This window comes from Curtobacterium sp. MCBD17_013, assembly GCF_003234565.1.
In the GTDB taxonomy this organism is placed as follows: Bacteria; Actinomycetota; Actinomycetes; order Actinomycetales; family Microbacteriaceae; genus Curtobacterium.
The window spans coordinates 1-24143 of sequence record NZ_QKTU01000024.1 but is presented as its reverse complement, the minus strand read 5'-3'; the positions used below and the strand labels follow the sequence as shown (position 1 = coordinate 24143).

The following is a 24143-nucleotide window of genomic DNA, read 5'->3' as shown; positions in this document are numbered from 1 at the left end:
ATGACCGGGGCCGGGGCCGGGGCCGGGGCGGGGGCCGACGCCGCCGCCGGGGTCCACGCCGACGACGCCGCCGGGGTCCACGCCGAGGCCGGGGCGGCGCGCGACCGCGTCGTCGTCCTCGCGACGCACAACGCGCACAAGGTCCAGGAGCTGCAGCGGATCCTCGGCGACGCACTCGCGGGCATCCGCCTGGTCGCCTACGACGGTCCCGAGCCGGTCGAGGACGGCGACACCTTCGGCGCGAACGCGCTGATCAAGGCGCGGGCCTGCGCGGCGCACACCGGACTGCCGGCCCTGGCCGACGACTCGGGCATCGCGGTCGACGCCCTCGGCGGGGCACCCGGCATCCACTCGGCGCGCTACGCCGGGACCCGCGACGACGGGGACAACCTGCGACTGCTGCTCGCGAACATGGCCGGCGTGGTGCAGCGCACCGCGGCGTTCGTGTGCGCCGCGGCGTTCGTCGTGCCGTCGTCCGACCCAGCGACGTCGGCGGAGTGGGAGCACGTCGAGGAAGCCGTGTGGAACGGCGAGGTGCTCGAGGCCCCCGCGGGGTCCGGCGGCTTCGGGTACGACCCCGTGTTCCGACCGGACGACGCCGGGGTCTCGGCCGCCGAGCTGTCCGCGGAGGAGAAGGACGCCCTCAGCCACCGGTCGAAGGCGTTCCGCGCGATCGCGCCGGTCGTCCGCGAGTACTTCGGCGTCTGACACCGGCGCCGGATGGATCGGCCCCGGTCCGTCGGGCTGCTGACGGGCCTCCCGGACGGCGGAGCGAGGAGGGGCGCGCGGGGTCGGCCCGACCTGGCGGGCCGCCGGCGGGCCTCCCGGCCGAGTCAGGGCCTCCTGGCCGGGTCAGCGGGCGGTCGACTCGCCCGCGGTGCCGTGCTCGTCCGACTCGCGCTTCGCCTTGCGAGCGTTCCGCACGTAGGTCAGCGCGGCCGGGACGACCGTGACGACGACCGCTGCGAGCAGGATGACGTCGATGTAGTTGCGCACGAAGTGCGCGACCGGCGGGATGTAGCCGAGGACGTACCCGAGGAACGTCACCCCGGTGCCCCAGAGGAGCGCGCCGATCGCGTTGTACAGCGAGTACCGGCGGTAGGACATGCGGCCGACACCGGCGGCGATCGGCGCGAAGGTCCGGACGACCGGCACGAAGCGGGCCACGATGACCGCGAGTGCACCGAACCGGTCGAAGAACGCGTAGGTCCGGTCGACGTTCGACTTCGAGAACAGACCGCTCTCGCGTCGCTCGAAGATCGGGGGACCGACCTTACGACCGATGAAGTACCCGACCTCGCCACCGAGGAACGCGGCAGCGCCGACGCAGAGGGCGATGAGCCAGATCGGCAGGCCGCCGAGGTGCCCGTGCTGGTCGAACGCCGTGAGTCCGGCGATCACGAGCAGGGTGTCACCGGGGAAGATGAACCCGATGAGCAGGCCGGTCTCGGCGAAGATGATCGCGCACAGCACGAGGACCGCGATGGATCCGAAGTGGTGGAGGATGTAGGTCGGATCCAGCCACGGGATCAGGGCAAGTGCGACGGTCGTCATGACTCTCTTCCGGTCGTCGGGCGCTCGGCTGGCTGCGCAGCCAGCGGCGGCACGGCGGCTCGCGGGGCGGGCGCCCGCACCACGAGGGTAGCGGTTCCGCGGCCTCGACCAGTGGGACGGTCATGAGCCGGTCCACACGTCTGCTCGGTGCCGGCTCCGTGCGGGAGAAGGGACTCGAACCCTCACGCCTAGGGCACAGGAACCTAAATCCTGCGTGTCTGCCAGTTTCACCACTCCCGCCGGCACGGTCAGTGTAGCCAGCGGGTGCGGACAGGACCCGCGGTGCCGGTCAGCGCAGCGGGCGCGGGAGGTACCGCGGCACGTACCGGAGCAGCACGCCGACGCCGACGATGCCGAGCACGCCCATCACGCCGCTCGCGACGGCGATGGACGCGACCGCCGTGACGCCCGAGATGACGAGGGGTGCTGCCGCGCTGCCGAAGTCGCCCGTGAACCGCCACGCACCGAGGAACGGCGCGGGCGCCGTGCGCGGCGCGAGGTCGGCGCCGAGGGTCATGAGGATGCCCGATCCGACGCCGTTCGCGAGCGACATCAGCATCGCGACCCCGACGAACCAGACCACCCGGGTGTCGAGGTGGTCGCTCCACGCCAGGAGGAAGTAGCACAGGCTCAGGCCCCCGAGGCACGGCAGCGCGCTCGCGAGCCGGCCGAACCGGTCCATGATCTGACCACTCGTGTAGAACAGCGCGAAGTCGATCGCGCCGGCGATCCCGATCACGAGCGCGGCGGTCGAGTCGTCCATGCCGACGCTCACCGCCCACAGCGGCAGGATCACCTGACGCCCCGCCCGCATCGCGCCGATGAGGCCCGCGCCGCTGCCCAACCGCAGGAGCACCGCGCGGTGTCGGCGGATCGTGCCGAACAGGCCCTCGGCGCCCTCTCGGGCGGCCTCGCCGCCCGGGTCCGCGGACGCGGCAGCGGGACGTGCGGGCGACGGTCGGGAGGCCCGGGGCCGGATCCGGAGGCCGCGTGCGCCGTCGACCGGGTCGCGTACGACGAGGAGGACCCCGGCGGCCGCCAGACAGCAGACGACGTGGATCCAGAACGCGCTCTGCGTCGAGCCGGTCACGTGCGTCAGGCCCGCGGACAGGAACGGACCGACGAAGTACCCGAAGCGGAACACGCCGCCGAGGGTCGAGAGCGCCCGGGCCCGGATCGCGATCGGCACCGAGGTCGTCATGTACGCGTGCCGCGCGAGGGCGAACACCGCCGTGGAGACCCCGACCAGGAACACCCCGACCGCGAGCACGACCGCGTTCGGGGACCACACCGCGACGAGGAGGCCGACGATGCTCACGAGCGCCGCGCCGATCATGGCGGTGCGCTCGCCGATCGCCGCCACCACCCAGCCGCTCGGCACGTCGCCGATGAGCTCGCCCACCAGGATGAGTGACGCGACGAACCCCGCGAACGCGAGCGTCGCCCCGAGCGAGTGCGCCGCGATCGGGATGATCGGGATGATCGCGCCCTCGCCGATGGCGAAGAGCGTCGCGGGCAGGAACGCGGACAACGCGACCGCGCGGAGGTCGAAGGTGGCGTCGCGCGAGCTCATGGCCCCTCCACGGTACGCCCGACGACGTACGCTTGAGGGATGAGGGTGCTGGCAGCGATGAGTGGTGGCGTCGACTCGGCCGTGGCCGCGGCCCGGGCCGTCGACGCCGGACACGACGTCGTCGGGGTCCACCTCGCGCTGAGTCGCATGCCGGGGACGCTCCGGACGGGCAGCCGTGGCTGCTGCACGATCGAGGACTCGATGGACGCCCAGCGCGCGGCAGCCGCGATCGGGATCCCGTACTACGTGTGGGACTTCTCGGAGCGGTTCGCCGAGGACGTCGTCGACGACTTCGTCGCCGAGTACTCCGCCGGACGCACTCCGAACCCGTGCATGCGGTGCAACGAGCGGATCAAGTTCGCGGCGCTGCTCGAGAAGGCCCTGGCGCTCGGGTTCGACGCCGTCGCCACCGGGCACTACGCCTCGATCGTCACGGGTGCGGACGGTTCCCGCGAACTCCACCGTGCCGCGGCCTGGGCGAAGGACCAGTCCTACGTGCTCGGGGTCCTGACGGCGGAGCAGCTCGCGCACGCGATGTTCCCGCTCGGCGCGACGCCGTCGAAGGCCGAGGTCCGGGCCGAGGCCGCAGCACGTGGCCTGACCGTCGCCCAGAAGCCCGACAGCCACGACATCTGCTTCATCCCGGACGGGGACACCCGTGGGTGGCTCGCGGACCGCGTCGGCACGGCGACCGGCGACATCGTCGAGCGCGACGGCACCGTGGTCGGCTCGCACGAGGGCGCCCACGCGTACACCGTCGGGCAGCGGCGGGGGCTCGCCATCGGTCACCCCGCACCGGACGGGCGGCCGCGGTTCGTGCTCGAGGTGCGGCCGAAGGACAACACCGTCGTGGTCGGGCCGAAGGAGGCCCTGGCGATCGCGGAGCTCGCGGGTGCGCGCTTCACGTGGGCCGGTGCGGCCCCGGCCGACCCGACCCTCCCGTTCGACTGCGAGGTCCAGATCCGCGCCCACGCCGACCCCGTGCCGGCGGTGGCTCGGGTGGCCGCCACGCCGACCGGTGGGACGGAACTCGTCGTCACACCGGCGGAGCCGATCGTCGGCGTCGCCCCCGGGCAGACCGCCGTCGTGTACGTCGGCACCCGCGTCCTCGGGCAGTGCACGATCGACCGCACGGTCTCGGCGGTGCCTGCGGTCCGCTGAGGCGGCGCGTCGGGGGCGTGGTCCGGCGCTGGCCGCGGGGCCGTACCCGGCCGGCGCGGCCTGTCCGGCCGCCGGGGCCGCTGCGTTGGGAATTCAGGATCGTTGGTCGTGGGGCGGCGTCGGGTGGGGCCTCCCGGCGGGATCGTCCTGCGTTGTCGACGGGGCTGACGAGCGGGGCAGCCGCTGCGGCCGGGAGGCCCGGTGCGGCACCGGCGGGCCGGCGCGGCCCGGCTTGTTCAGCCCTGTTGGCAATTCAGGAACGGGGTTGTGTGGCGGGGCCGCGTGAGCCCTCCTGGCCGGCTTGTCCTGAGTTGTCGACGGGGCTGACGAGCGGGGCAGCCGCAGCGGCCGGGAGGCCCGGTGCGGCACCGGCGGGCGGGCGGCGGTCTGGCGCGGTCGGGGTCGGGCTCGGGGCCGGGTGGACCGTCGGCCCCGTCCCGTTGGCAACTCAGGAATGTCAGCTGTGTGGCGTGGTCGAGTGGGGCCTCCCGGCTGGGTCGTCCTGAGTTGTGGACGGGGCGGACGCGCGGGCTGACGCGCGGGGCCGTCGGGCTGCTGGGAGGCCGGTGGGACTGGGTGACGGGGCGGGGCGGGTGCAGTCGCGGCGGAGAATTCAGGAGGGACAGTTGCGTGGCGGGGCGCGCGGGCCTCCCGGCTGGATCGTCCTGAGTTGTCGACGGGGTCGGCGGCGTGGAGGGGCCGACGGATGGAGGGGTGACGAGCGCGGCAGGCGTCGCAGTCCGGGGACTCGGCGCCGCCCGGAGGGAGGCCCCGCCGGGCGTCCCCGCGTCGGTGGCGACCGGTAGAACTGGACCATGAGCACCGAGCCCGCGGACGCCGCACCCGCCGTCGAGGAGACGTTCGAGACCATCGACGTCGGGGACCTCGACGGCCATCAGGCGCGTGAGGAGACCGACCGCCTCCGGACCCGGATCGGGGGGCTCCGGGACGCGTACTACGAGCAGAACGCCTCGACCGTCACGGACGCCGAGTACGACGCGATGGTCCGGCGTCTCGACGCGATCGAACAGCGGTTCCCCGAACTCCTGACGGCGGACAGCCCCACCCAGACGGTCGGCGGCCGGGCTGAGACGACGCAGTTCGCGCCCGTCGAGCACGCCGAGCGCATGCTGAGCCTCGACAACGTCTTCAGCCCGGAGGAACTGACCGAGTGGGCCGTCAAGGTGGAGCGTGACGCCGGTGCCGAGCGGGTCCGGTTCCTCACCGAGCTGAAGATCGACGGGCTCGCGATCAACCTCCGGTACGAACACGGCCGACTCGTCACGGCGGCGACCCGGGGCGACGGCGTGGTGGGCGAGGACGTCACCGGCAACGTCCTGACGATGGGCACCATCCCCGAGCGCCTCGCGGGGTCCGGCCATCCACCGATCGTGGAGGTCCGAGGCGAGATCTTCTTCCCCGTCGCCGAGTTCGACGAGCTCAACGCGCGGCAGCGCGAGGCCGGCGAGCGCGTGTTCGCCAACCCGCGGAACGCAGCGGCCGGTTCGCTCCGTCAGAAGGAAGAGGGCAAGTCCCCGGCGAAGCGGGCGCTCATGGTCGACCGCCTCCGGCGGCTGCGGATGCTCGTGCACGGGATCGGCGCCTGGCCGGTCCGGGAGCTCGAGCGCGACACCGACGTGCGGGCGCAGTCCGAGGTCTACGACCTGCTCCGCGGCTGGGGGCTGCCGACGAGCAGCCACTACCGCGTGTTCGACACGATCGACGAGGTCATCGGGTTCGTGCGGGACTACGGGGAGCGCCGCGCGAGCGTCGAGCACCAGATCGACGGCATCGTCGTCAAGGTCGACGACCTCGCGCTGCACGAGGAGCTCGGGGCGACCTCGCGCGCGCCCCGGTGGGCGACCGCCTACAAGTACCCGCCGGAAGAGGTCCACACGACGCTGCTCGACATCGTCGTGAGTGTCGGACGCACCGGCCGTGCCACGCCGTTCGCCGCGATGGCGCCGGCCGAGGTCGCCGGGTCGGTGGTCCGGCAGGCGACGCTGCACAACCAGCAGGTGGTGAAAGCGAAGGGCGTCCTCATCGGGGACACCGTCGTGCTGCGGAAGGCCGGCGACGTCATCCCCGAGGTCCTCGGGCCCGTCGTCGAGCTCCGCGACGGCTCCGAACGCGAGTTCGTCATGCCGACGCGGTGCCCGGAGTGCGGCACGGAGCTCCGGCCGGCGAAGGAGGGCGACATCGACCTCCGTTGCCCGAACGCGCGGAGTTGCCCGGCGCAGGTCCGCGGTCGTGTGGAGCACATCGCATCGCGGGGTTCGCTCGACATCGAGGGGCTCGGCGAAGTCGCGGCGGCGGCGCTGACGCAGCCCCTGTTCCCCGAGACACCGCCGTTGGTGACCGAAGCGGGGCTGTTCGACCTGACGATGGAGGACATCGTCCCGATCGAGGTCATCGTGCGCGACGCCGAGACGGGTATGGTGCGACTCGAGGACGACACCGATGCCACCGGCCAGGCCGTGCCGAAGCGAGTGACGCCCTTCAGTCGCGCGCGCAAGAAGACCGATCCGCCGTTCGACCCGGAGGCTCGCGGAGCGGACTACCGGGGAGAGCCGGGGCGGTACCCGTCGAAGAACGCGTTCGAGATGCTGCGGAACATCGACGCGGCGAAGACGAAGCCGCTCTGGCGCATCCTCGTGGGGCTGAGCATCCGCCACGTGGGTCCGGTCGCGGCCCGAGCGCTCGCGTCACACTTCGGCTCCCTCGACGCCATCCGGTCGGCGTCGCGCGACGAGCTCGCGGCCGTGGACGGCGTCGGCGGGATCATCGCGGACGCGCTCCTCGAGTGGTTCGAGGTCGACTGGCACCGCGAGATCATCGAGCGCTGGACGGCGGCCGGCGTGCAGTTCACGACGCCCGACCACCCGGGCCCCGGCGGCGCGGCGGTGGAGGGCGGCGTGCTGTCCGGCATCACGGTGGTCGCGACGGGCTCGCTCGAGGGGTTCACGCGCGAGGGCGCCCAGGAGGCGATCATCGCCGCGGGCGGCAAGGCGGCGTCGAGCGTGAGCAAGAAGACCGACTTCGTGGCTGCTGGGCCCGGCGCCGGCTCGAAGCTGACGAAGGCGGAACAGCTCGGACTGCGGATCATCGACGCGGCCCAGTTCGCGGTGCTCGTGCGTGAGGGCCCCGCGGCGCTGGAGCCGGACGAGCGCTCTGTGGACGGCGACCAAGACGACGTCACGGCAGGCGACCCGGAGGACATCGCGGCGGCCGACATCGCTCCGGCGACGGAGGAGAGCGCTCCGGCGACAGAGGAGAGCGCTCCGGCGACAGAGGAGAGCGCTCCGGCGACAGAGGCGACCCCGAGCGAGTGACGCAGCATCGGCGAAACCGGTTCGGCGACGCCTGATCATCCGGACGCGTGATCGTCCGGAGCGAGAGCGACACACGTCGCCCGGACCGGATGACGAGGACGTCCGTAGGATGGTGCCTGCATCACCCGTCGTCGACAGGGCGGCGACGGGCAGGCCTTCCCAGGGGAGACCGCTCTGCTGTTCCTCGTCGCAGCACTGCTCACCGCCTCGGTGCACTCACTCGGAGTGATCGAGGCCACGCCGCTGCCCGCGGCCGCGTCGAGCCCAGCTGCGGAGGTGGTCGTCGCGACGGCCCCGCGGGAGGCGGCGGCGCCGGACGCGACGGGCGTGCACCGGGCCTCCCGGGCGGAGCGGCTCGACGACCTGCACGGCCGTGCGCTGCTGTCGGGACTGTCGTCGGCGTCGGACGCGACGCTGCGGCACGCCGCCCGCTTGGCGGGGCCGGTCATGCGAACGCTGCTCGACGCCCCGCCGGACGCCGGTGACGTCGCGCGGTGGTGGTCCGGACTCGGCCGGGAGGCCCGACACCGGTTGGTCACGTCCGCCCCGCAGGCAGTGGGGAACCTCGAGGGCGTCCCGTACCCGGTGCGTGACCGGGCGAACCGGCGGGTGCTGGGGGAGGACCTCCGGACCGCGCGTGCCCCGGACTCCGGGTCGGCGTCCCGCCTCCGGATGCTCGAGCAGGTGCGGACCGCGCTCGTACGGGGGCCGGAGGACCCGCCGAAGCAGCTCCTGACCCTCGATCCTCGGGGGTCCGGGCGGGCGGCGATCGCGATGGGCGACCTCACGACCGCTTCGGACGTGACGGTGATGGTGCCCGGGATGTTCTTCACCGTCTCCGGGCAGTTCGCCGACTGGACCGCGACGGGCGCGGACCTGTACCGCGAGCAGGCGACCCTGACACCCCTCGCTCGTGGTGGCCGGGGCGGTGTGGCGGTCGTCGCGTGGCTCGGCTACCGCACGCCGGACCTGACGAACGTGTTGTCGGTGGGACTGGCCCGGGCCGGGGCGGTGCGTCTCGAGCGGGTGGTGGAGGGCATCGACGCGACCAGGACGGCGGATCCGGTGCGGGTGTCCGTCGTCGCGCACTCGTACGGGTCGACGACCGCCCTGCTGGCCTTGTCGTCGGGGCGCATCCACGTCGACAGCCTGACCGTGCTCGGGTCGCCCGGCAGCGCGGTCACCCGCGCGTCCGAGCTGGCCGTGCCGGCGGGGCAGGTGTTCGTCGGCGCCGCACACTGGGATCCGGTGGCGGGAACCGGGTACTTCGGCACCGATCCGGCGGCCCCCGGGTTCGGGTCGACCGTGCTCGACCTGCGCGGCGGGGTCGATCACCGTGAGGACGAGGAGGTGTTCCGGCGCCCGTACGGCCACAACGAGTACCTCGTGCCCGGGACGGCATCCATCCACGACGTCGCGCTCATCGCGGTCGGCCGCTCCGACCTCGTCACGGGCACGGACCCGTCGGGGCGGACCGTGCTGACCGCGGAAGGTGCGGTCGCTGGCACCGCTGCGGACGGCAGCGGGAGCGGTGGTGGTGGTGGTGGTGGCGGGCCGGAGTCCCCCGACCTGCTGCTCGTGCGTCCGCAGGACGTCCAGCTGCGCGATTGACCCGCTGGGCCTGAGCATCCACGCAGATTCGGGGCGAGTCGCAGCGGCCCGGGTACAGCGGTAGTCCGTACCGTCATCACATGCGTGTCGTGCGGTGGCCTGGAGCGTTCCTCCTCTTCGTCGTCATGGCGGTCGTGGCGGGCGTCCTCGTCGCCGTCGCGGTCACGCCGGGCGTCGCGCTCGCCGGGCAGGGGGTGTCGTCCGCGGCTGAGTTCTTCGAGGACCTGCCGAGCTACCTCGACATCTCGACGCCGCAGCAGGTCTCGACGATCTACGCCAAGAAGGGCGGCCAGGACGTCGCGATCGCGTCGTTCTTCGCGGAGAACCGCGTGATCGTCAAGGACTCGGCGATCGCCACCACGGTGAAGCAGGCCGCGATCGACACTGAAGACCCGCGGTTCGCCACCGAGGGCGGGATCGACGTCGTCGGCACGCTCCGCGGTGCGGCGTCGACCGCCCTCGGCAAGGACGTCCAGGGCGGGTCGTCGATCACCCAGCAGTACGTCAAGAACGTCCTCGTCCAGCAGTGCGAGCAGCTCGGGACGCAGTCGAAGATCGACTCCTGCTACCAGCACGTCACCGAGGTGTCCCCGCAGCGGAAGCTGCAGGAGATGCGGTACGCGATCGCCGTGAACAAGAAGTACTCGAAGTCACAGATCCTCACCGGGTACCTCAACATCGTCGGGCTCGGCGGTCGTGTGTACGGCGTGGAGGCCGGTGCCGAGTACTACTTCGGGGTCACGGCCGCGCAGTTGAACCTGGAGCAGTCGGCGACGCTCGTCGCGATCCTCAACAACCCGGCGAACCTCCGGATCGACGAGCCGGCCGACACGGACAACGGCTCGGCGAACGGGTACGCGCTCACCAAGGCGCGCCGCGACTACGTGCTCAAGCGCATGTACGTGCACCACGACATCACGAAGCAGCAGCGCGACGCGGCGATCGCGGCGCCGATCACGCCGAAGATCACCGCGACGACGAACGGGTGCGCCGCGGCGGTCCAGTACGACGCCGGGTACTTCTGCGACTACGTGCGGAACGTCGTGCTCCACGACAGCGCCTTCGGCACCACCGAGGCCGACCGGATCACCACCCTCGACACCAAGGGTCTGAAGATCTACACGTCGCTCGACCTCGATCTGCAGGCGACGGCGCAGTCCGCGCTCTCGACCTACGTGCCGTCGACGATGACCTACGTCCACATCGGTGGTTCGAACGTCACCGTCCAGCCCGGCACGGGTCGCGTGCTGTCGATGGTGCAGAACACGAGCTTCAACCAGTCGGATGCGGCGCCTCCGGGCTCGACCTCGGTGAACTACAGCACCGACCAGGCGTACGGCGGTTCCACCGGGTTCCAGACGGGCTCCACGTTCAAGGTGTTCACGCTCGCCGAGTGGCTCGCGTCCGGGCACACCTTGAACCAGTACGTGAACACGACGGAGCACACCTACCCGACCGCGGAGTTCACGAACACGTGCGAGAACATCGCGGGTGCCCCCTGGCCCGTCGCGAACGCCGAGGCGGTCCCGGCGTCGATGAGCGTCATGCTCGCGACGGCGGAGTCGATCAACACCGCGTTCGCCGCGATGGGCAAGCAGCTCGACCTGTGCCAGATCGCGAAGCTCGCCGAGGCGATGGGCATCCACAAGGCGAACGGTGCGAGCGGACTGTTCGAGGGGCCGTCGATGATCCTCGGCGTCAACGAGCTCTCGCCGCTCACCCTGGCGAGCGCCTACGCCGGGTTCGCGAACGGCGGGGTGTTCTGCACGCCGGTCGCGATCGACAAGGTGACGCAGGCGAACGGCAAGTCGATCGCGCCGACCCCGACGACGTGCACCCGCGGTGTCTCCGCGCAGGTCGCCGCCACGGTCGACTACGCGTTGCAGGGCGTCCTGCAGGGCAGCGGCACCGCGGCCTCGGCGAACCCCGGCGACAGCACCCCGAAGTTCGCCAAGACCGGCACGACCGACGCCGACGTGCAGAACTGGCTCGTCACCTCGACGACGAAGTACACGAACGCGACCTGGATCGGCAACGTGAAGGGGGCGGTCGGGCTCGCGAACGTCCCGATGCTCGCCGGGACCACCGGTTACAGCGCCAAGTTCGGCGTCGGTCGGACCATGATGACGACGCTCGACCAGAAGTACGGCGGCGATGCCCTGCCGACGCCCGACCCCACGATGGTCGGGTCGACCTCCGCGAAGTCGACCGCCCGGTCCGGCTCGTCCTCCACCACGGCGACGACCCCGGCCCCGTCCACCGGCAAGTGACCCGGCGGCCCGGTCGGCGGACGCCGCCGCTCTAGACTGGTCGGCATCCCACGAACCGATCGACGGAGCACCATGCCTGACATCACGAGCGAGCAGGTCGCGCATCTGGCGCACCTCGCCCGCATCGCACTCACGCCGGACGAGATCAGCCGCCTGACCGGGGAGCTCTCGCAGATCGTCGAGAGCGTCGCCAAGGTGAGCGAGGTCGCAACGCCCGACGTGCCCTCGACCAGTCACCCGATCCCGCTGCAGAACGTGTTCCGACCGGACGAGGTCGGCCAGACGCTGACGCAGGAGCAGGCCCTCGCGGGTGCGCCGGACTCCGACGGCTCCCGGTTCCGGGTCACCGCGATCCTGGGAGAGGAACAGTGAGCGCCGAGATCACCGGGATGACCGCGGCGGCGCTCGCCGACGCGCTCGTCTCCCGCGACCTGTCGAGCGTCGAGGTCACCCAGGCCCACCTGGACCGCATCGCCGCCGTCGACACCGACGTGCACGCGTTCCTCCACGTCAACGAGTCCGCGCTCGCCGTGGCCCAGGCCGTGGACGCTCGACGCGCCGCGGGTGACGCCCTCGGCCCGCTCGCCGGGGTGCCCATCGCCATCAAGGACGTCCTCTGCACGCAGGACATGCCCACGACCTCCGGCTCGCGGATCCTCGAAGGCTGGGTGCCGCCGTACGACGCCACGGTCGTCGCCCGGCTCCGCCAGGCGGGCATGGTCCCGCTCGGCAAGACCAACATGGACGAGTTCGCCATGGGATCGTCGACCGAGTTCTCGGCGTACGGTCCCACGCGCAACCCGTGGGACCTCGACCGCATCCCGGGAGGCTCGGGGGGCGGCTCCGCAGCGGCCGTCGCCGCGTACGAGGCACCGGTCGCGCTCGGCAGCGACACGGGTGGATCGATCCGCCAGCCGGGTGCGGTGACCGGAACGGTCGGTGTCAAGCCGACGTACGGCGGCGTGAGCCGCTACGGTGCGATCGCGCTCGCGTCCTCACTGGACCAGGTGGGGCCCGTGTCACGGACGGTGCTCGACGCCGCGCTCGTGCACGACGTCATCGGCGGACACGACCCGCGCGACTCGACGTCCCTCACCGACGCCTGGCCGTCCTTCGCGGACGCCGCTCGCTCCGGTCTCCAGGACGGCACCCTGGCCGGGGTCCGTATCGGCGTCGTGAAGGAGCTCGGTGGCGACGGCTTCCAGGCCGGCGTCACGCAGCGCTTCACCGAGACCGTCGCCCTGCTCGAGTCGGCCGGGGCCACGGTGGTCGAGATCGACGCGCCGAGCTTCGCGTACGCGATCAGCGCGTACTACCTGATCCTCCCGGCCGAGGCCTCGTCGAACCTCGCCAAGTTCGACTCGGTCCGGTTCGGCATGCGCGTCACGCCCGCGGCCGGTGGCACGGTCGAGGACGTCATGGCGGCGACGCGCGAGGCCGGCTTCGGTCCGGAGGTCAAGCGCCGCATCATCCTCGGCACGTACGCCCTGAGCGCCGGCTACTACGACGCGTACTACGGCAGCGCGCAGAAGGTCCGCACGCTCGTGCAGCGTGACTTCGACCGCGCCTTCGAACAGGTCGACCTGCTCGTCAGCCCCAGTGCGCCCACCACGGCGTTCCCCCTCGGCGAGAAGATCGACGACCCGCTCGCGATGTACCTCAACGATCTCACGACGATCCCCGCGAACCTCGCCGGGATCCCGGGCATGAGCATCCCCATGGGGTTGGCACCCGAGGACGGCCTGCCCACGGGCGTGCAGCTCATGGCACCCGCGCGTCAGGACGCCCGCCTCTACCGGTACGGCGCTGCGCTCGAGCGTCTGCTCGAGGACTCGTGGGGGCGCACCCTCATCTCGCAGGTCCCCGACCTCGACGAGACTCAGCAGTCGGCAGCGGAAGAAGGCGTGATCTGATGGCCAAGGACGCACTCATGGACTTCGACGAGGCGATCGAGCGCTTCGAGCCCGTGCTCGGGTTCGAGGTCCACGTCGAGCTCGCGACGAAGACCAAGATGTTCTCCGACGCGCCGAACTTCTTCGGCGGCGAGCCGAACACCAACATCACGCCGGTCGACCTCGGGCTGCCCGGGTCGCTCCCGGTCGTGAACGAGCAGGCGATCCGCTACTCGATCAGCCTCGGTCTGGCGCTCGGCTGCTCGATCGCCGAGTCCTCGCGCTTCGCCCGGAAGAACTACTTCTACCCGGACCTGGCGAAGAACTACCAGATCTCCCAGTACGACGAGCCCATCGCGTTCGACGGGTCGGTCGAGGTCGAGCTCGCCGACGGCACCATGTTCACGGTGCCGATCGAGCGTGCCCACATGGAAGAGGACGCCGGCAAGCTGACGCACGTCGGTGGGGCCACGGGCCGCATCCAGGGCGCCGAGTACTCCCTGGTCGACTACAACCGAGCGGGCGTGCCGCTCGTCGAGATCGTCACGCGTCCCATCTTCGGGGCGGAGCACCGCGCGCCCGAGCTCGGTGCCGCCTACGTGCAGACCATCCGCGACGTCGTCCGGGCGCTCGGGGTGTCCGAGGCGCGGATGGAGCGCGGGAACCTGCGGTGCGACGCGAACGTGTCGCTGCGCCCCCGCGGGCAGGAGCGCCTGGGGACGCGCACCGAGACGAAGAACGTCAACTCGTTCCGCGCGGTCGAGCGTGCGGTGCGTTACGAGATCCAGCGGCAGGCCGCGATCCTCGCCAACGGCGGGACGATCACGCAAGAGACCCGTCACTGGCACGAGGACACCGGCCGCACCTCGGCGGGGCGTCCGAAGTCCGACGCTGACGACTACCGCTACTTCCCCGAGCCCGATCTGCTGCCCGTGGTGCCCGCGCGCGAGCTCATCGAGGAACTCCGCGCGGCCCTTCCGGAAGCCCCGGCGGCGCGCCGTCGTCGTCTCAAGGCCGAATGGGGGTTCGCGGACCTGGAGTTCCAGGACGTCGTGAACGGCGGTCTGCTCGTCGAGGTGGAGGAGACCGTCGCCGCCGGCGCGCAACCGCAGTCCGCCCGGAAGTGGTGGACGGGCGAGATCAGCCGCATCGCCAACGCCCAGGACGCCGCTCCGGCCGATCTCGTGTCGCCCACACAGGTGGCCGAGCTCATCGCGCTCGTCGACACCGGGGACCTCACGGACCGGCTCGCCCGTCAGGTGCTCGAGGGCGTCATCGCCGGCGAGGGGTCGCCGGCCGAGGTCGTCGAGTCCCGCGGCCTGAAGGTCGTGTCGGACGACACCGCGCTCATCGCCGCCATCGACCAGGCGCTCGGTGCCCAGCCGGACGTCCTGGGCAAGATCCGCGACGGCAAGGTGCAGGCCGCCGGTGCGATCATCGGCGCCGTCATGAAGGCGATGAAGGGTCAGGCGGACGCCGCCCGTGTCCGTGAGCTGGTGTTGGAGCGCGCGCAGGCCTGACCTCGCGCTGCCCGGCGGTACGGCCGAGATCGTCGTCCCGCCGCCACGAGGCGTGACCCCGTGGTCGGTCCCGATCCGACGTTCCCGGATCGCATGACGACCACGGGGTGCATCGCGCCTGGGCGGCGCGCGGGGGCCGGTGGCAGGATGAATCGTGCCCGCAATCATCCGCGCCGTCGGTACGGCCGTCCCGCCCACCACCCTCGACCAGCGGGCGGTGCAGGGGCTGTTCGCGGCGCAGCCGGCGTTGAGTCGGCTCGGACAGCGCATCGTCGGGGCTGCGTTCGGTGCCTCGGCGGTCGACCAGCGGCACACCGTGCTCTCCGAACTCCTCCACGAGGGCGCGAGCGACTTCGTCGATGAGCACGGGGTCATCCGCTCACCGTCGACCCGGTTCCGCAACGACCGCTACCGCGAGACCGCGCTCCCGTTGTTCGTCGCCGCTGCCGCCGACGCGCTCTCGAAGGCGGACATCGCGGCCGACCAGGTCACCCACGTCGTCACGGTGTCCTGCACGGGGTTCACGCAGCCGGGCCCGGACCTCGCCGTGGCGACGGAACTCGGCATGCGGCCGGGGGTGTTCCGCCACCACATCGGGTTCATGGGCTGCTACGCCGCGTTCCCGGCACTCCGGACCGCGGCGGCGTTCTGCGCCGAGGACCCCGACGCCGTCGTGCTCGTCGTGTGCGCGGAGCTCTGCACCCTGCACATCCGGGCCTCCGACGACCCGGACCAGATCGTCGCCAACAGCGTGTTCGGTGACGGAGCGGCCGCGGCGGTCGTGACCCCGGACCTCCCGGACGCGCGGTTCACCGCGGAGCCGGACCCCGACGCGCCCCTGGCCCTGCGGCTCGACGCGTTCGCGTCGTCGGTGATCCCGGAGGGAGCCGGCGACATGGCGTGGAACATCGGCGACGAGGGCTTCGAGATGGTGTTGTCCTCGGCCGTGCCCCACCTCATCGAGCAGCACGTGGCAGAGGCCGTGGCGCCGGTCCTCGCGGCGATCGAGTGTGACGACGCGACGTCGGTACCGCTCTGGGCGGTGCATCCGGGCGGCCGGGCCATCCTCGACCGGGTCGAGGACGAACTGCAGCTGCCCGCGATGGCGATCGACGCCTCCCGTCGCGTGCTGGCCGAGCACGGGAACATGTCGAGCGGCACCGTCTTGTTCGTGCTCGACCGCATCCTGCAGGACGGGGCGGAGCCCGGCAGCCGCGTCGTCGCCCTCGCGTTCGGCCCGGGACTGACGGTGGAGACGGCAGCGCTCGAGGTCGTGCGAGCGTGAACGCGGCGGTCGGGACACGCCCGGATCTGCAGCACCGGCGGGGCGCGCGCGTCTTCGGCGAGCCCCTGCGTCCGGACCTCAGCGTCCGAGCGACGGACCTCGCCGAGGTCATGGACGACCCCGCATGCGACCCTCGTGCCCTCGACCGGACCTTCCGGCGCTTCGCGATCGTCAATCCGCTCGTCGGCGGCTGGCGCGGGGTCTGGCGGCGGTTCGTGCGGCCGGTCCTCCCGGTCGAGCGGCCCGCGCGCGTGCTCGACCTCGGATGCGGCGGCGGCGACGTGGCGCGCTCGATCGCGAGGTGGGCGCACGCCTCCGGACATCGCGTCGAGGTCGTCGGCATCGACCCCGACCCCCGGGCGATCCGGGCGGCGGAGCGGACGACCACCGACGGCGTGGTCTTCCGGCGGGCGTCGAGCGAGGACCTCGTCGCGGCGGGGGAGCGGTTCGACGTGGTGGTGTCGAACCACGTCCTGCACCACCTCGACGATGCGGCACGGGCGGCGTTCCTCGCGGACTCGGTGACGCTCGCGACGCGCCGGGTCGTGCACAGCGACATCCGACGCTCGGCGGCGGCCTACCGCGCGTACGCGCTCGGGGTCGTACCGGTGGCCGCCGGGACCTTCGTCCGCGTCGACGGGCTGCGCTCGATCCGTCGGAGCTACACCGCGGGCGAGTTGCGCGGCGTCCTGCCCGAGGGGACGCCGTGGCACGTGGTCGAAGCGGCACCCCATCGCCTGCTCGCCGTGCACGACGCCTGAGCGCGACGAGCGAGGAACGACGAGCGCGACGAGCGCGACGAGCGGCGGAACGCGATGAGCGCGGCGTCGGCGTCACCGCCGCGTCGCGTGGGCCGGGTGGCTGACCACCGCCCGCGCTCCCGGCCCACGCACCGCCGCTACGGGCGGAGCAGCACCTTGACGGCGCGGCGCTCGTCCATCGCCGCGTAGGCCTCGGCGGCCTCCTCGAGGGGCAGTTCCAGGTCGAACACGCGCCCCGGGTCGACGGCGCGCGAGAGCACGTCGGGCAGCAGCTCCGGCAGGTAGGCGCGCACCGGGGCGACCCCACCGGCGACGGTGATGTTCTTGCCGAACAGGAACGACATCGGGAGCTCCGGGCCACCCGCGGGAACGCCGACGTACCCGACGGCGCCGCCGGGCCGCACCACGCGCAGCGCCTGGTCCATGCTCTCCTTGGTGCCCACGGCCTCCAGGGCGCAGTCGGCGAGCTCGCCGCCGAGCAGGGCGCGGACCTCGTCGATGCCCTCGTCACCGCGGGTGGCGACGATGTCCGTCGCACCGAACTCGCGCGCGATCCGCTGGCGGTCCTCGTGGCGGCTCATCGCGATGATGCGGTCGGCGCCGAGCCGGGCAGCCGCGAGCACGGCGCACAGGCCGACTGCGCCGTCGCCGACCACCACGACCGTCTTGCCGGGGCCGACCCCAGCGGAGACCGCGGCGTGGTGCCCGGTCGAGAAGACGTCCGAGAGCGTGAGGAGCGAGGGCACGAGCGCGTCGTCGACGGGGCCGGGGACGACCACGAGGGTCGCCTCCGCGTCGGGGACCCGCACGATCTCGGCCTGGGCGCCACCCATCGGGTGGCCGTAGGGGTCCTGCTTGCCGCCGAACACCGAACCGTGTTCGCAGCTCGACGTGATGCCGTGGCGGCACGCCTGGCAGGTCCCGTCGTTCGTCGTGAACGGCGCGATGACGAAGTCGCCGGGGGCGATGGTCGTGACCGCGTCGCCGACCTCGGTGACGGTGCCCACGAACTCGTGGCCGATCGTGTGCGGCTCGACCGGGCGGACGCCGCGGTACGGCCACAGGTCGGAGCCGCAGACGCAGGCGGCGACGACCCGGACGACGACGTCGCCCGGCTCGATGATGGTGGGGTCGTCGCGGTCCTCGACGCGGATGTCGCGGGCGGCGTGGATGACGGTGGCACGCATGGGGTGGCCTCTCGGGGTGGGGTGGATGCTCCCGGCACCACGACGCACCGCGCCGCCGGGCCGGGGAGGGGATGCCTCGACGTTACCCTCGGCGGGTGCAATCGGGATCCGGCGACGACCGCTACGGCTCCGACGTGCTCGCCGGGGACTGGCGAGCACAGGGACGGAAGACGGTGCGGGAGGTCCCGCTCGAACGGGACATGGTGCTCGAGGACCCCGCGTCGGGATGGGCGGGCGCGGTCGTCCGGCTCGAGGCCGGTCTCGTCGAACTCGAGGACTGGAAGGGGCGCACGCGCTCGTTCCCCGCGACGGGGCAGTTCCTGCTCGAGGGGGAGCTCGTGCGGCTCGGGCGTCCCGCCGCGCCGATCGGCGGGCGCGCCGCGAACCGGCCGGGAGGCGCGGCGCCCGGCACCGGGACCGCCGACGGTCGGGCGCGCACCGCGTCCGGCAGCTTCGCGGTGGGACCACAGCGGGCGCGGGTCGCCCTGCCCTCCCGGATCATGGTGGAGGGCCGCCACGACGCGGAACTCGTCGAGAAGGTGTGGGGCGCGGACCTCCGCGTCGAGGGCGTCGTCGTCGAGTACCTGTCGGGGGTCGACAACCTCGCCGACGTCCTCGAGGAGTTCCGGCCCGAGCGTGGACGCCGCGTCGGGGTCCTCGTCGACCACCTCGTGCCCGGGTCGAAGGAGTCTCGGTTCGCCGATGCCGTGATGCGGGGCAAGTGGGGTCGGCACGTCCTCGTGGTGGGGCACCCCTACGTGGACGTGTGGCAGTCGGTGAAGCCGGCGCGACTCGGACTGCGCGAGTGGCCGACGATCCCGCGGTCGATCGAGTGGAAGCACGGCATCTGCGACGCGCTCGGGTGGCCCCACGAGTCCCAGGCCGACATCGCGCACGCGTGGCAGCGGATCCTCGGGCAGGTGCGGACGTACGCCGACCTGGAGCCGGCGTTGCTCGGCCGGGTCGAGGAGTTGATCGACTTCGTCACCGAAGCAGCTTGATCCTGCGGGCTCGCAGGCTCGCGCTGCGGTCCTGCACAGAGATGGGTTCTGCACCGTTCGGTGCGGGACGGGGGCGCACCGGGCCTCCCGACCGTACCCTTGAGGGGTGGACGGGATCGACGGGCGCGTGCGGACCGCGGTCGACGTCTGGCTCCGCTGGTTGCCGCGGTGGCAGATCGGGTCGGCCCGGCCACGGACGCGCATCTGCCGGCGCTGCGTGGGGTCCCCGATCGCCACCGCGGCGGGGTTCGGTCCGGACGTGCCGCATCCGGTCCAGCACGCGCTGATCGGTCGGGTCTCGACCATCATCGACGACGCCGTGGACGACTACACGGCCAAGAACCTGCCGCTGCTCAAGCGGGAACTCGACCGCTCCGACGCACGGAAGCGGTCCGCGGGGTACCAGCCGGCCGACGGACTGTCGCCGGAGTTCCAGGGTCTCGACGTCGACCCGGAGCCCGAGCCCGGCTCGCCGTTCCTGTTCACGCTCGCCGAACTCACCGGCACCGGAGCCCAGGCGACGTCGCCACGGGAACCGCTGTCGGACGAGGCCAAGGCCGCGCTGCACCACGAGATCGCGCTGTCGGACGAGTGCGCTCGGGCCACCGGGACGGCGGTGTGCCTCGCGCTCGTGGAACACCGCGACCGCATCGCCGAGGCCATCGAGCGCCTGGTGGAACCGCAGATCGAGGCCCTGGTGTCCGACATGTTCCGCGGGCTCGACGTGCCGGGCACGCCCCCGCGCGGCGGCCTGTTCTGATCGTGGCTGTCATCGGGCCGGCACGGATCGGGGTGCCGACCGCCGCTCGGTGTTGGTGCACGAGTCGGTGCGCGACAATGGCTTCGTGACCACACGCACCTTCGGCTGGCTCGCGGCCGTGATCGACGTCGTCCTCGTCGTCGTCTTCGCGCTCATCGGACGGTTCTCGCACGGCGAGGGGGCCACGCCCGTGACGCTGTGGATCACGGCCTACCCGTTCCTCGCGGGCTGGGCGATCGCCTACGTCACGAGCGGGGCGTGGTCCCGGCCGCTGGCGCTGTGGCCGACCGGTGTCGTGGCCTGGATCCTCACCGTGCTCGTCGGCATGGCGATCCGGGTCACCGCGGGGCAGGGCGTCGAGCACGGGAATCCGTTGCCCGTGTCGTTCTTCATCGTGGCCAGTGTGGTCCTCGGGGTGTTCCTGCTCGGCTGGCGCGCGATCGTCGGGCCGATCGTGCGGCGGGGCGAGCGCCGCGGCGGGGCCGTCGCGCACGCCTGAGCGGCGATTCACGGCGCGTCGGCGGCGGCTCGCAGCGTGAGCTGTCCACGGTGCGGCGCGGCGCGGCGGTCCGCCCGCCGCGCCCCGCACCAGCGGCGCCGCGCCCCGCACCAGCGGCGACCGCTGACCAGCGGCGCCCCGAAGCAGCGGCGCCCAGAACCAGCGGCGCCCCGAAGCAGCGCGGTGACGAGTGACCAGCGGTGACAATTCAGGAGTCCTGGTGCGTGGTGGGGGTGGGCCGTGCCTCCCGGCTCGGTGTTCCTGCGTTGTCGACCGGTGGGGTCTGACGCGGGGCGAGGTGGACTTCGTGCGCGAGGCGCGACCTTCAGGCGAGGCGCGGCGCGGCGCGGCCTCGGCCGCGAGGTTCTGGGCCGGAGCTGGGACTCGCGGCTGTGCGGCCCTGGCGGCGGAGGTGGGGCCTCCAGGGCGGGGGTGACAACTCAGGAGTCCTGGTGCGCGGCGGGGGTGTGCCGTGCCTCCCGGCTCGGTGTTCCTGCGTTGTCGACCGCGGCGGTACGGGCAGAGCGGGGGACACCGGTGCGGCCTGGAACGGACGGGGGGACGCAAGCCGTCCTCTCGGGACCGCGCCCGCGCCCGCCGCCCCCGCGCTCGCCCGCCGCGCCCACGTCGGGGCGCGACAACGCCCGCGTCCGCGCGCCGCCGCTACTCGACCCCGATGTCCTCGTTCCAGAGCGTCGGCTCCTCGGCGATGAACGTGCGCATCATGGCGACGAGGTCCGGGTCATCCAGGATCGTGACCTCGACGCCCTGCTCCCGCAGCCAGTCGTGACCGCCGGAGAACGTCTCCGCCTCACCGATCACGACGCGGGAGATGCCGAACTGCTTGACGAGGCCCGAGCAGTACCAGCAGGGCGACAGCGTCGTCACCATCGTCGTGCCCGAGTACCCGGGCTGGCGACCGGCGTTGCGGAACGCGTTCGTCTCGGCGTGCATCGACGCGTCGTCGTCCTGCACGCGCCGGTTGTGGCCGCTGCCGAGCAGGGTGCCGTCGGCGGCGAACAGCGCGGCGCCGATCGGGATCCCACCCTCGACGAGCCCCTGCTCCGCCTCGGCGCGGGCGACGGCCAGCTGCTCCTCGGCGGTCGTGAAGCGCGGCCCGGCACCGACCGGTTCCGGGCCCACCGCGGTGGCCGGGTCGTCCGCCACGGCACCGAGGCCGGACGCCGCTGCCGCGTCCTGCACCGATCCACCGGGGACCGCCGACGGGGCCGCGTCGCCGCTCGCTCCCTCGGCCGGGAGGCCCGTCGCCCGGTCCCTGGGATCACCACCGGGATGCCGGACGGTCGGCTCCTGCGGCTCGGCCGGCTCCCGCGGCTCGGCCGGCTCCTCGACGTCGGTCATGCGACGTCGTCCGCGCCGTCGACGCCGATGACGGTGTCGGGCGCCTCGGCGAGCGGACCGCCGACGGCCGGCTTCGCGACGCGGAACAGCAGGAAGTACGCCACGAACGCGACGACGAACCCGACGAGCGGGGTGAGGTCGCCGACCGGGGTCGCCTTGGCGACGGGACCTTCGTAGAACGTCTGGTTCGAGAACAACCACACGGACAGCACGCCGCCGATGAGGAACGCGCTGATGCCCGCCCAGTTGCGGTACCGGACGCGGTCGGGGATGAACTGCGCGATGGACGTGCCGCGACGCAGGATCCGGTCCGCGAACACGACCCCGAGCCACGGCGCGATCCAGTAGGCGATGACGAGGAGGAAGTTCTCGTACTTCTCGCCAGCGTCGGGCAGGGCCCAGAGGGCGACGAAGAACCCGATGATGCCGAACCCGACGGCGACGATGGCCCGGCGCAGCCCGAACCGGATGCGAACGCCCGCGGCGAGGAACGACATCGCGCCGGAGTAGATGTTGAGCGAGTTGGCGGCGATGGCGCCCACTGCGATCGCGATGAGCGTCAGGTCGCGGATCACCACCGGGAGGCTCGACGTGAACGACCCGGTCGGGTCACCCGGGTCGAACCCACCGATGGTGACGGCTGCCGCGCCCGCCGCCATGAGGACGGTGCACGACACGAAGTCGCCGATGCCCGCAGCCCAGCCGGCGGTGCGGCGGGACGCGCTGGCGGGCAGGTACCGGGTGTAGTCGGACGCGTAGGGGTTCCAGCCGGCGGCGTAACCGAACGCCGCGCTCACGGTGAGGGTGAAGCCGGCGAAGGAGTAGCCCCCGCCCTTCGGGGTGTACTCGAGGTGGGCGTGGGAGAAGATCACGATCGTCGCGATGAGGAAGATGATCCCGAGGATGTACGACGCGTAGCGCTCGAACACCTGGACGAGATCGTGGCCGACGAACGCCACGGCGACCTCGAGCACCACGACGATGATCAGCGCGAGCCACGTGCTCATGCCGGTGAGGGTCGACAGCGCCAGCGCGCCGGAGACCGAGTTCGTGGCGAACCAGCCCAGCCCGGCCATGATCGTGTTGATGCCCGCCGGCAGGATGTTGCCGAGGAACCCGAACGCGGTGCGGCTCAGCACGAGCTGTGCGAGACCCTCACGCGGCCCCCACGTCGACAGGATGCCCTGTGTGATCGACCCGAGTGCGTTGCCGATGATGAGGGCGATCATCGCCCAGCGGAAGTCGAGCCCGAAGAACAGCACCGCGATGACGCCGACGTAGATCGTGGCGAACTCGAGGTTCGGCGCGGTCCAGGTGGCCGCGAGCTGCCACGGGGAGCCGTGACGGGCGGAAGCGGGGATGGCCTCGATGCCGCCGGGTTCGACGCGGCTCGGGCGGGCGTGCACGGGGGACGGTGCAGTGGTGGTCACTGAGGAAGCCTACGAGCGCCCGCGGCCGGCCGGGGTCGTGATGGCCGGTTCGTCACACGCTCTTTACACGGCGGCGCGAGGCCGTCGCCGGTTCCCAGCATGCTCCCAGTGCTCTTCGGTCGACTCTGAGCACGTGTACAGCGGAAGCGGCGGCCGTCGCCGTAGTGTCGGACGCCCCGACGAGCTCTGCTCGGCGGTCACATGAACGGAAGGCACACCATGGGATTCCTCGATCGACTGCTCGGGCGCGAGGACCGATCGCAGCCGGGCGGCCGCCAGGCATGGCCGACGAACGCCGACCCGTACGGGCAGCAGTCCGCCGCAGGCTACCGCTACGGTCAGCAGTCGTACGACGTGCCGCCGGGTGCTGCGCGTACCGCGTCCGCGGGATCGTCGACGCCCCCGAGCGAGGACGAACTCGCGGTGGAGCGCTACCGCTACCTCCTGCGTACGGCGCCGCCCGAGCGTATCGAGGACGTCCACGCCGAGGCCTTCGCCCGGTTGACGTCCGAGCAGCGACGCATGGTGTTCGACGAGTTGTCGCGCACCGCGCCCGCCGGTGAGGCTCCTCGCGCCGACGACCCCCGCTCGCTCGCGCAGGCCGCGACGCGGTCGGAGATCCGGCAGCCGGGGACCCTCGAGCGGTCGCTCGGCGGCTGGGGCGGTGGGTACGGGGGTCGCGGCGCGTACGGCGGTGCGAGCGCGTTCGGCGGCGGATTCGGCGGGTTCGGCGGGTACGGGAGGTCCGGGTCCGGTTTCGGGAGCATGCTCGGTGCCTCGCTCCTCGGCTCCGTCGCGGGCTACGTCATCGGGTCGACGATCATGAGCGCCTTCCTGCCCGAGCCCGGCATGTTTGGTGAGCGGGTCGACGCGAGTGGGGCGGACGACGGGGGTGACGGCAGTGGTGACGACGGTGGCGACGGTGGCGGCGGGGGCGGGGATGAC

The 24143-nt window shown here is 72.4% G+C and carries 19 protein-coding genes and 1 tRNA gene; 14 read left to right on the top strand and 6 right to left on the bottom strand.

The genetic code is table 11. The annotated features are described in order from the left end of the window. On the top strand, positions 1 to 708 hold a 708-nt coding region (rdgB, locus tag DEI81_RS15250; RefSeq protein WP_111011583.1), incomplete at its 5' end, for an RdgB/HAM1 family non-canonical purine NTP pyrophosphatase. Positions 709 to 852: 144 nt separating this feature from the next. Here rdgB and DEI81_RS15245 read toward each other — a convergent pair. From DEI81_RS15245 to DEI81_RS15235, 3 genes are all read right to left on the bottom strand, one after another. Beyond that, on the bottom strand, positions 853 to 1554 hold the full coding sequence (locus tag DEI81_RS15245; protein WP_111011582.1) for a DedA family protein: 702 nt from the start codon (positions 1552 to 1554) through the stop codon (positions 853 to 855). Positions 1555 to 1713: 159 nt separating this feature from the next. Further along, positions 1714 to 1794 (bottom strand) — tRNA-Leu (locus DEI81_RS15240). Positions 1795 to 1843: 49 nt separating this feature from the next. After that, positions 1844 to 3127 (bottom strand): MFS transporter, encoded by a 1284-nt coding sequence (locus DEI81_RS15235; RefSeq protein WP_111011581.1) that lies wholly within the window; start codon positions 3125 to 3127, stop codon positions 1844 to 1846. A gap of 39 nt (positions 3128 to 3166) precedes the next feature. On the opposite strand from DEI81_RS15235, the gene mnmA reads away from it, so the two are divergent. From mnmA to DEI81_RS15185, 9 genes are all read left to right on the top strand, one after another. Further along, the gene (mnmA, locus tag DEI81_RS15230) at positions 3167 to 4288 is read left to right on the top strand and encodes a tRNA 2-thiouridine(34) synthase MnmA (protein WP_111011580.1); all 1122 of its coding nucleotides are present in this window, start codon (positions 3167 to 3169) and stop codon (positions 4286 to 4288) included. 815 nt (positions 4289 to 5103) lie between these two features. Then, positions 5104 to 7620: an NAD-dependent DNA ligase LigA gene (gene ligA / locus DEI81_RS15220; protein ID WP_111011579.1), complete on the top strand. Its 2517-nt coding sequence runs from the start codon at positions 5104 to 5106 to the stop codon at positions 7618 to 7620. A 210-nt stretch (positions 7621 to 7830) separates the two neighbouring features. Beyond that, positions 7831 to 9231 (top strand): alpha/beta hydrolase, encoded by a 1401-nt coding sequence (locus DEI81_RS15215; RefSeq protein WP_146244128.1) that lies wholly within the window; start codon positions 7831 to 7833, stop codon positions 9229 to 9231. Between the two features lie 80 nt (positions 9232 to 9311). Beyond that, positions 9312 to 11501 carry a transglycosylase domain-containing protein gene (locus DEI81_RS15210; RefSeq protein WP_111011577.1) on the top strand — a complete coding sequence of 730 codons (2190 nt, stop codon included), beginning with the start codon at positions 9312 to 9314 and terminating at the stop codon, positions 11499 to 11501. A gap of 72 nt (positions 11502 to 11573) precedes the next feature. Beyond that, positions 11574 to 11873 (top strand): Asp-tRNA(Asn)/Glu-tRNA(Gln) amidotransferase subunit GatC, encoded by a 300-nt coding sequence (gatC, locus tag DEI81_RS15205; RefSeq protein WP_111011576.1) that lies wholly within the window; start codon positions 11574 to 11576, stop codon positions 11871 to 11873. Between the two features lie 17 nt (positions 11874 to 11890). Further along, positions 11891 to 13414: an Asp-tRNA(Asn)/Glu-tRNA(Gln) amidotransferase subunit GatA gene (gatA, locus tag DEI81_RS15200; protein WP_111011587.1), complete on the top strand. Its 1524-nt coding sequence runs from the start codon at positions 11891 to 11893 to the stop codon at positions 13412 to 13414. Further along, the gene (gene gatB / locus DEI81_RS15195; protein ID WP_111011575.1) at positions 13414 to 14913 is read left to right on the top strand and encodes an Asp-tRNA(Asn)/Glu-tRNA(Gln) amidotransferase subunit GatB; all 1500 of its coding nucleotides are present in this window, start codon (positions 13414 to 13416) and stop codon (positions 14911 to 14913) included. The genes gatA and gatB overlap by 1 nt, the downstream gene beginning before the upstream one ends. A gap of 154 nt (positions 14914 to 15067) precedes the next feature. After that, the gene (locus DEI81_RS15190; RefSeq protein ID WP_111011574.1) at positions 15068 to 16198 is read left to right on the top strand and encodes a type III polyketide synthase; all 1131 of its coding nucleotides are present in this window, start codon (positions 15068 to 15070) and stop codon (positions 16196 to 16198) included. Continuing rightward, the gene (locus tag DEI81_RS15185; RefSeq protein ID WP_258368784.1) at positions 16195 to 16959 is read left to right on the top strand and encodes a methyltransferase domain-containing protein; all 765 of its coding nucleotides are present in this window, start codon (positions 16195 to 16197) and stop codon (positions 16957 to 16959) included. Before DEI81_RS15190 ends, DEI81_RS15185 begins: the two co-directional genes overlap by 4 nt. Positions 16960 to 17096: 137 nt before the next feature. Here the strand turns inward: DEI81_RS15185 and DEI81_RS15180 are convergent, their stop codons facing one another. Next, a complete protein-coding gene (locus DEI81_RS15180; RefSeq protein WP_111011573.1) occupies positions 17097 to 18146 on the bottom strand; it encodes a zinc-binding dehydrogenase in 1050 nt (349 codons plus the stop codon). A 95-nt stretch (positions 18147 to 18241) separates the two neighbouring features. Between DEI81_RS15180 and DEI81_RS15175 the strand changes: the two genes are divergently transcribed. From DEI81_RS15175 to DEI81_RS15165, 3 genes are all read left to right on the top strand, one after another. Further along, entirely contained in the window at positions 18242 to 19147 is a 906-nt protein-coding gene (locus DEI81_RS15175; protein ID WP_258368783.1) for a DUF3097 domain-containing protein, read from the top strand. A 106-nt stretch (positions 19148 to 19253) separates the two neighbouring features. Further along, positions 19254 to 19907: a spermidine/putrescine ABC transporter substrate-binding protein gene (locus DEI81_RS15170; protein ID WP_181435257.1), complete on the top strand. Its 654-nt coding sequence runs from the start codon at positions 19254 to 19256 to the stop codon at positions 19905 to 19907. A gap of 85 nt (positions 19908 to 19992) precedes the next feature. Next, entirely contained in the window at positions 19993 to 20406 is a 414-nt protein-coding gene (locus tag DEI81_RS15165; RefSeq protein WP_111011584.1) for a DUF3054 domain-containing protein, read from the top strand. A gap of 663 nt (positions 20407 to 21069) precedes the next feature. On the opposite strand, the gene DEI81_RS15160 is transcribed toward DEI81_RS15165, so the two are convergent. Together DEI81_RS15160 and DEI81_RS15155 are read right to left on the bottom strand one after the other, a co-directional pair. Next, entirely contained in the window at positions 21070 to 21768 is a 699-nt protein-coding gene (locus tag DEI81_RS15160; protein ID WP_111011571.1) for a nucleoside deaminase, read from the bottom strand. Further along, the gene (locus DEI81_RS15155; RefSeq protein ID WP_111011570.1) at positions 21765 to 23198 is read right to left on the bottom strand and encodes a cytosine permease; all 1434 of its coding nucleotides are present in this window, start codon (positions 23196 to 23198) and stop codon (positions 21765 to 21767) included. Before DEI81_RS15155 ends, DEI81_RS15160 begins: the two co-directional genes overlap by 4 nt. Positions 23199 to 23417: 219 nt before the next feature. Between DEI81_RS15155 and DEI81_RS15150 the strand changes: the two genes are divergently transcribed. After that, the coding region (locus tag DEI81_RS15150; protein ID WP_111011569.1) for a hypothetical protein at positions 23418 to 24143 on the top strand (726 nt) is incomplete at its 3' end.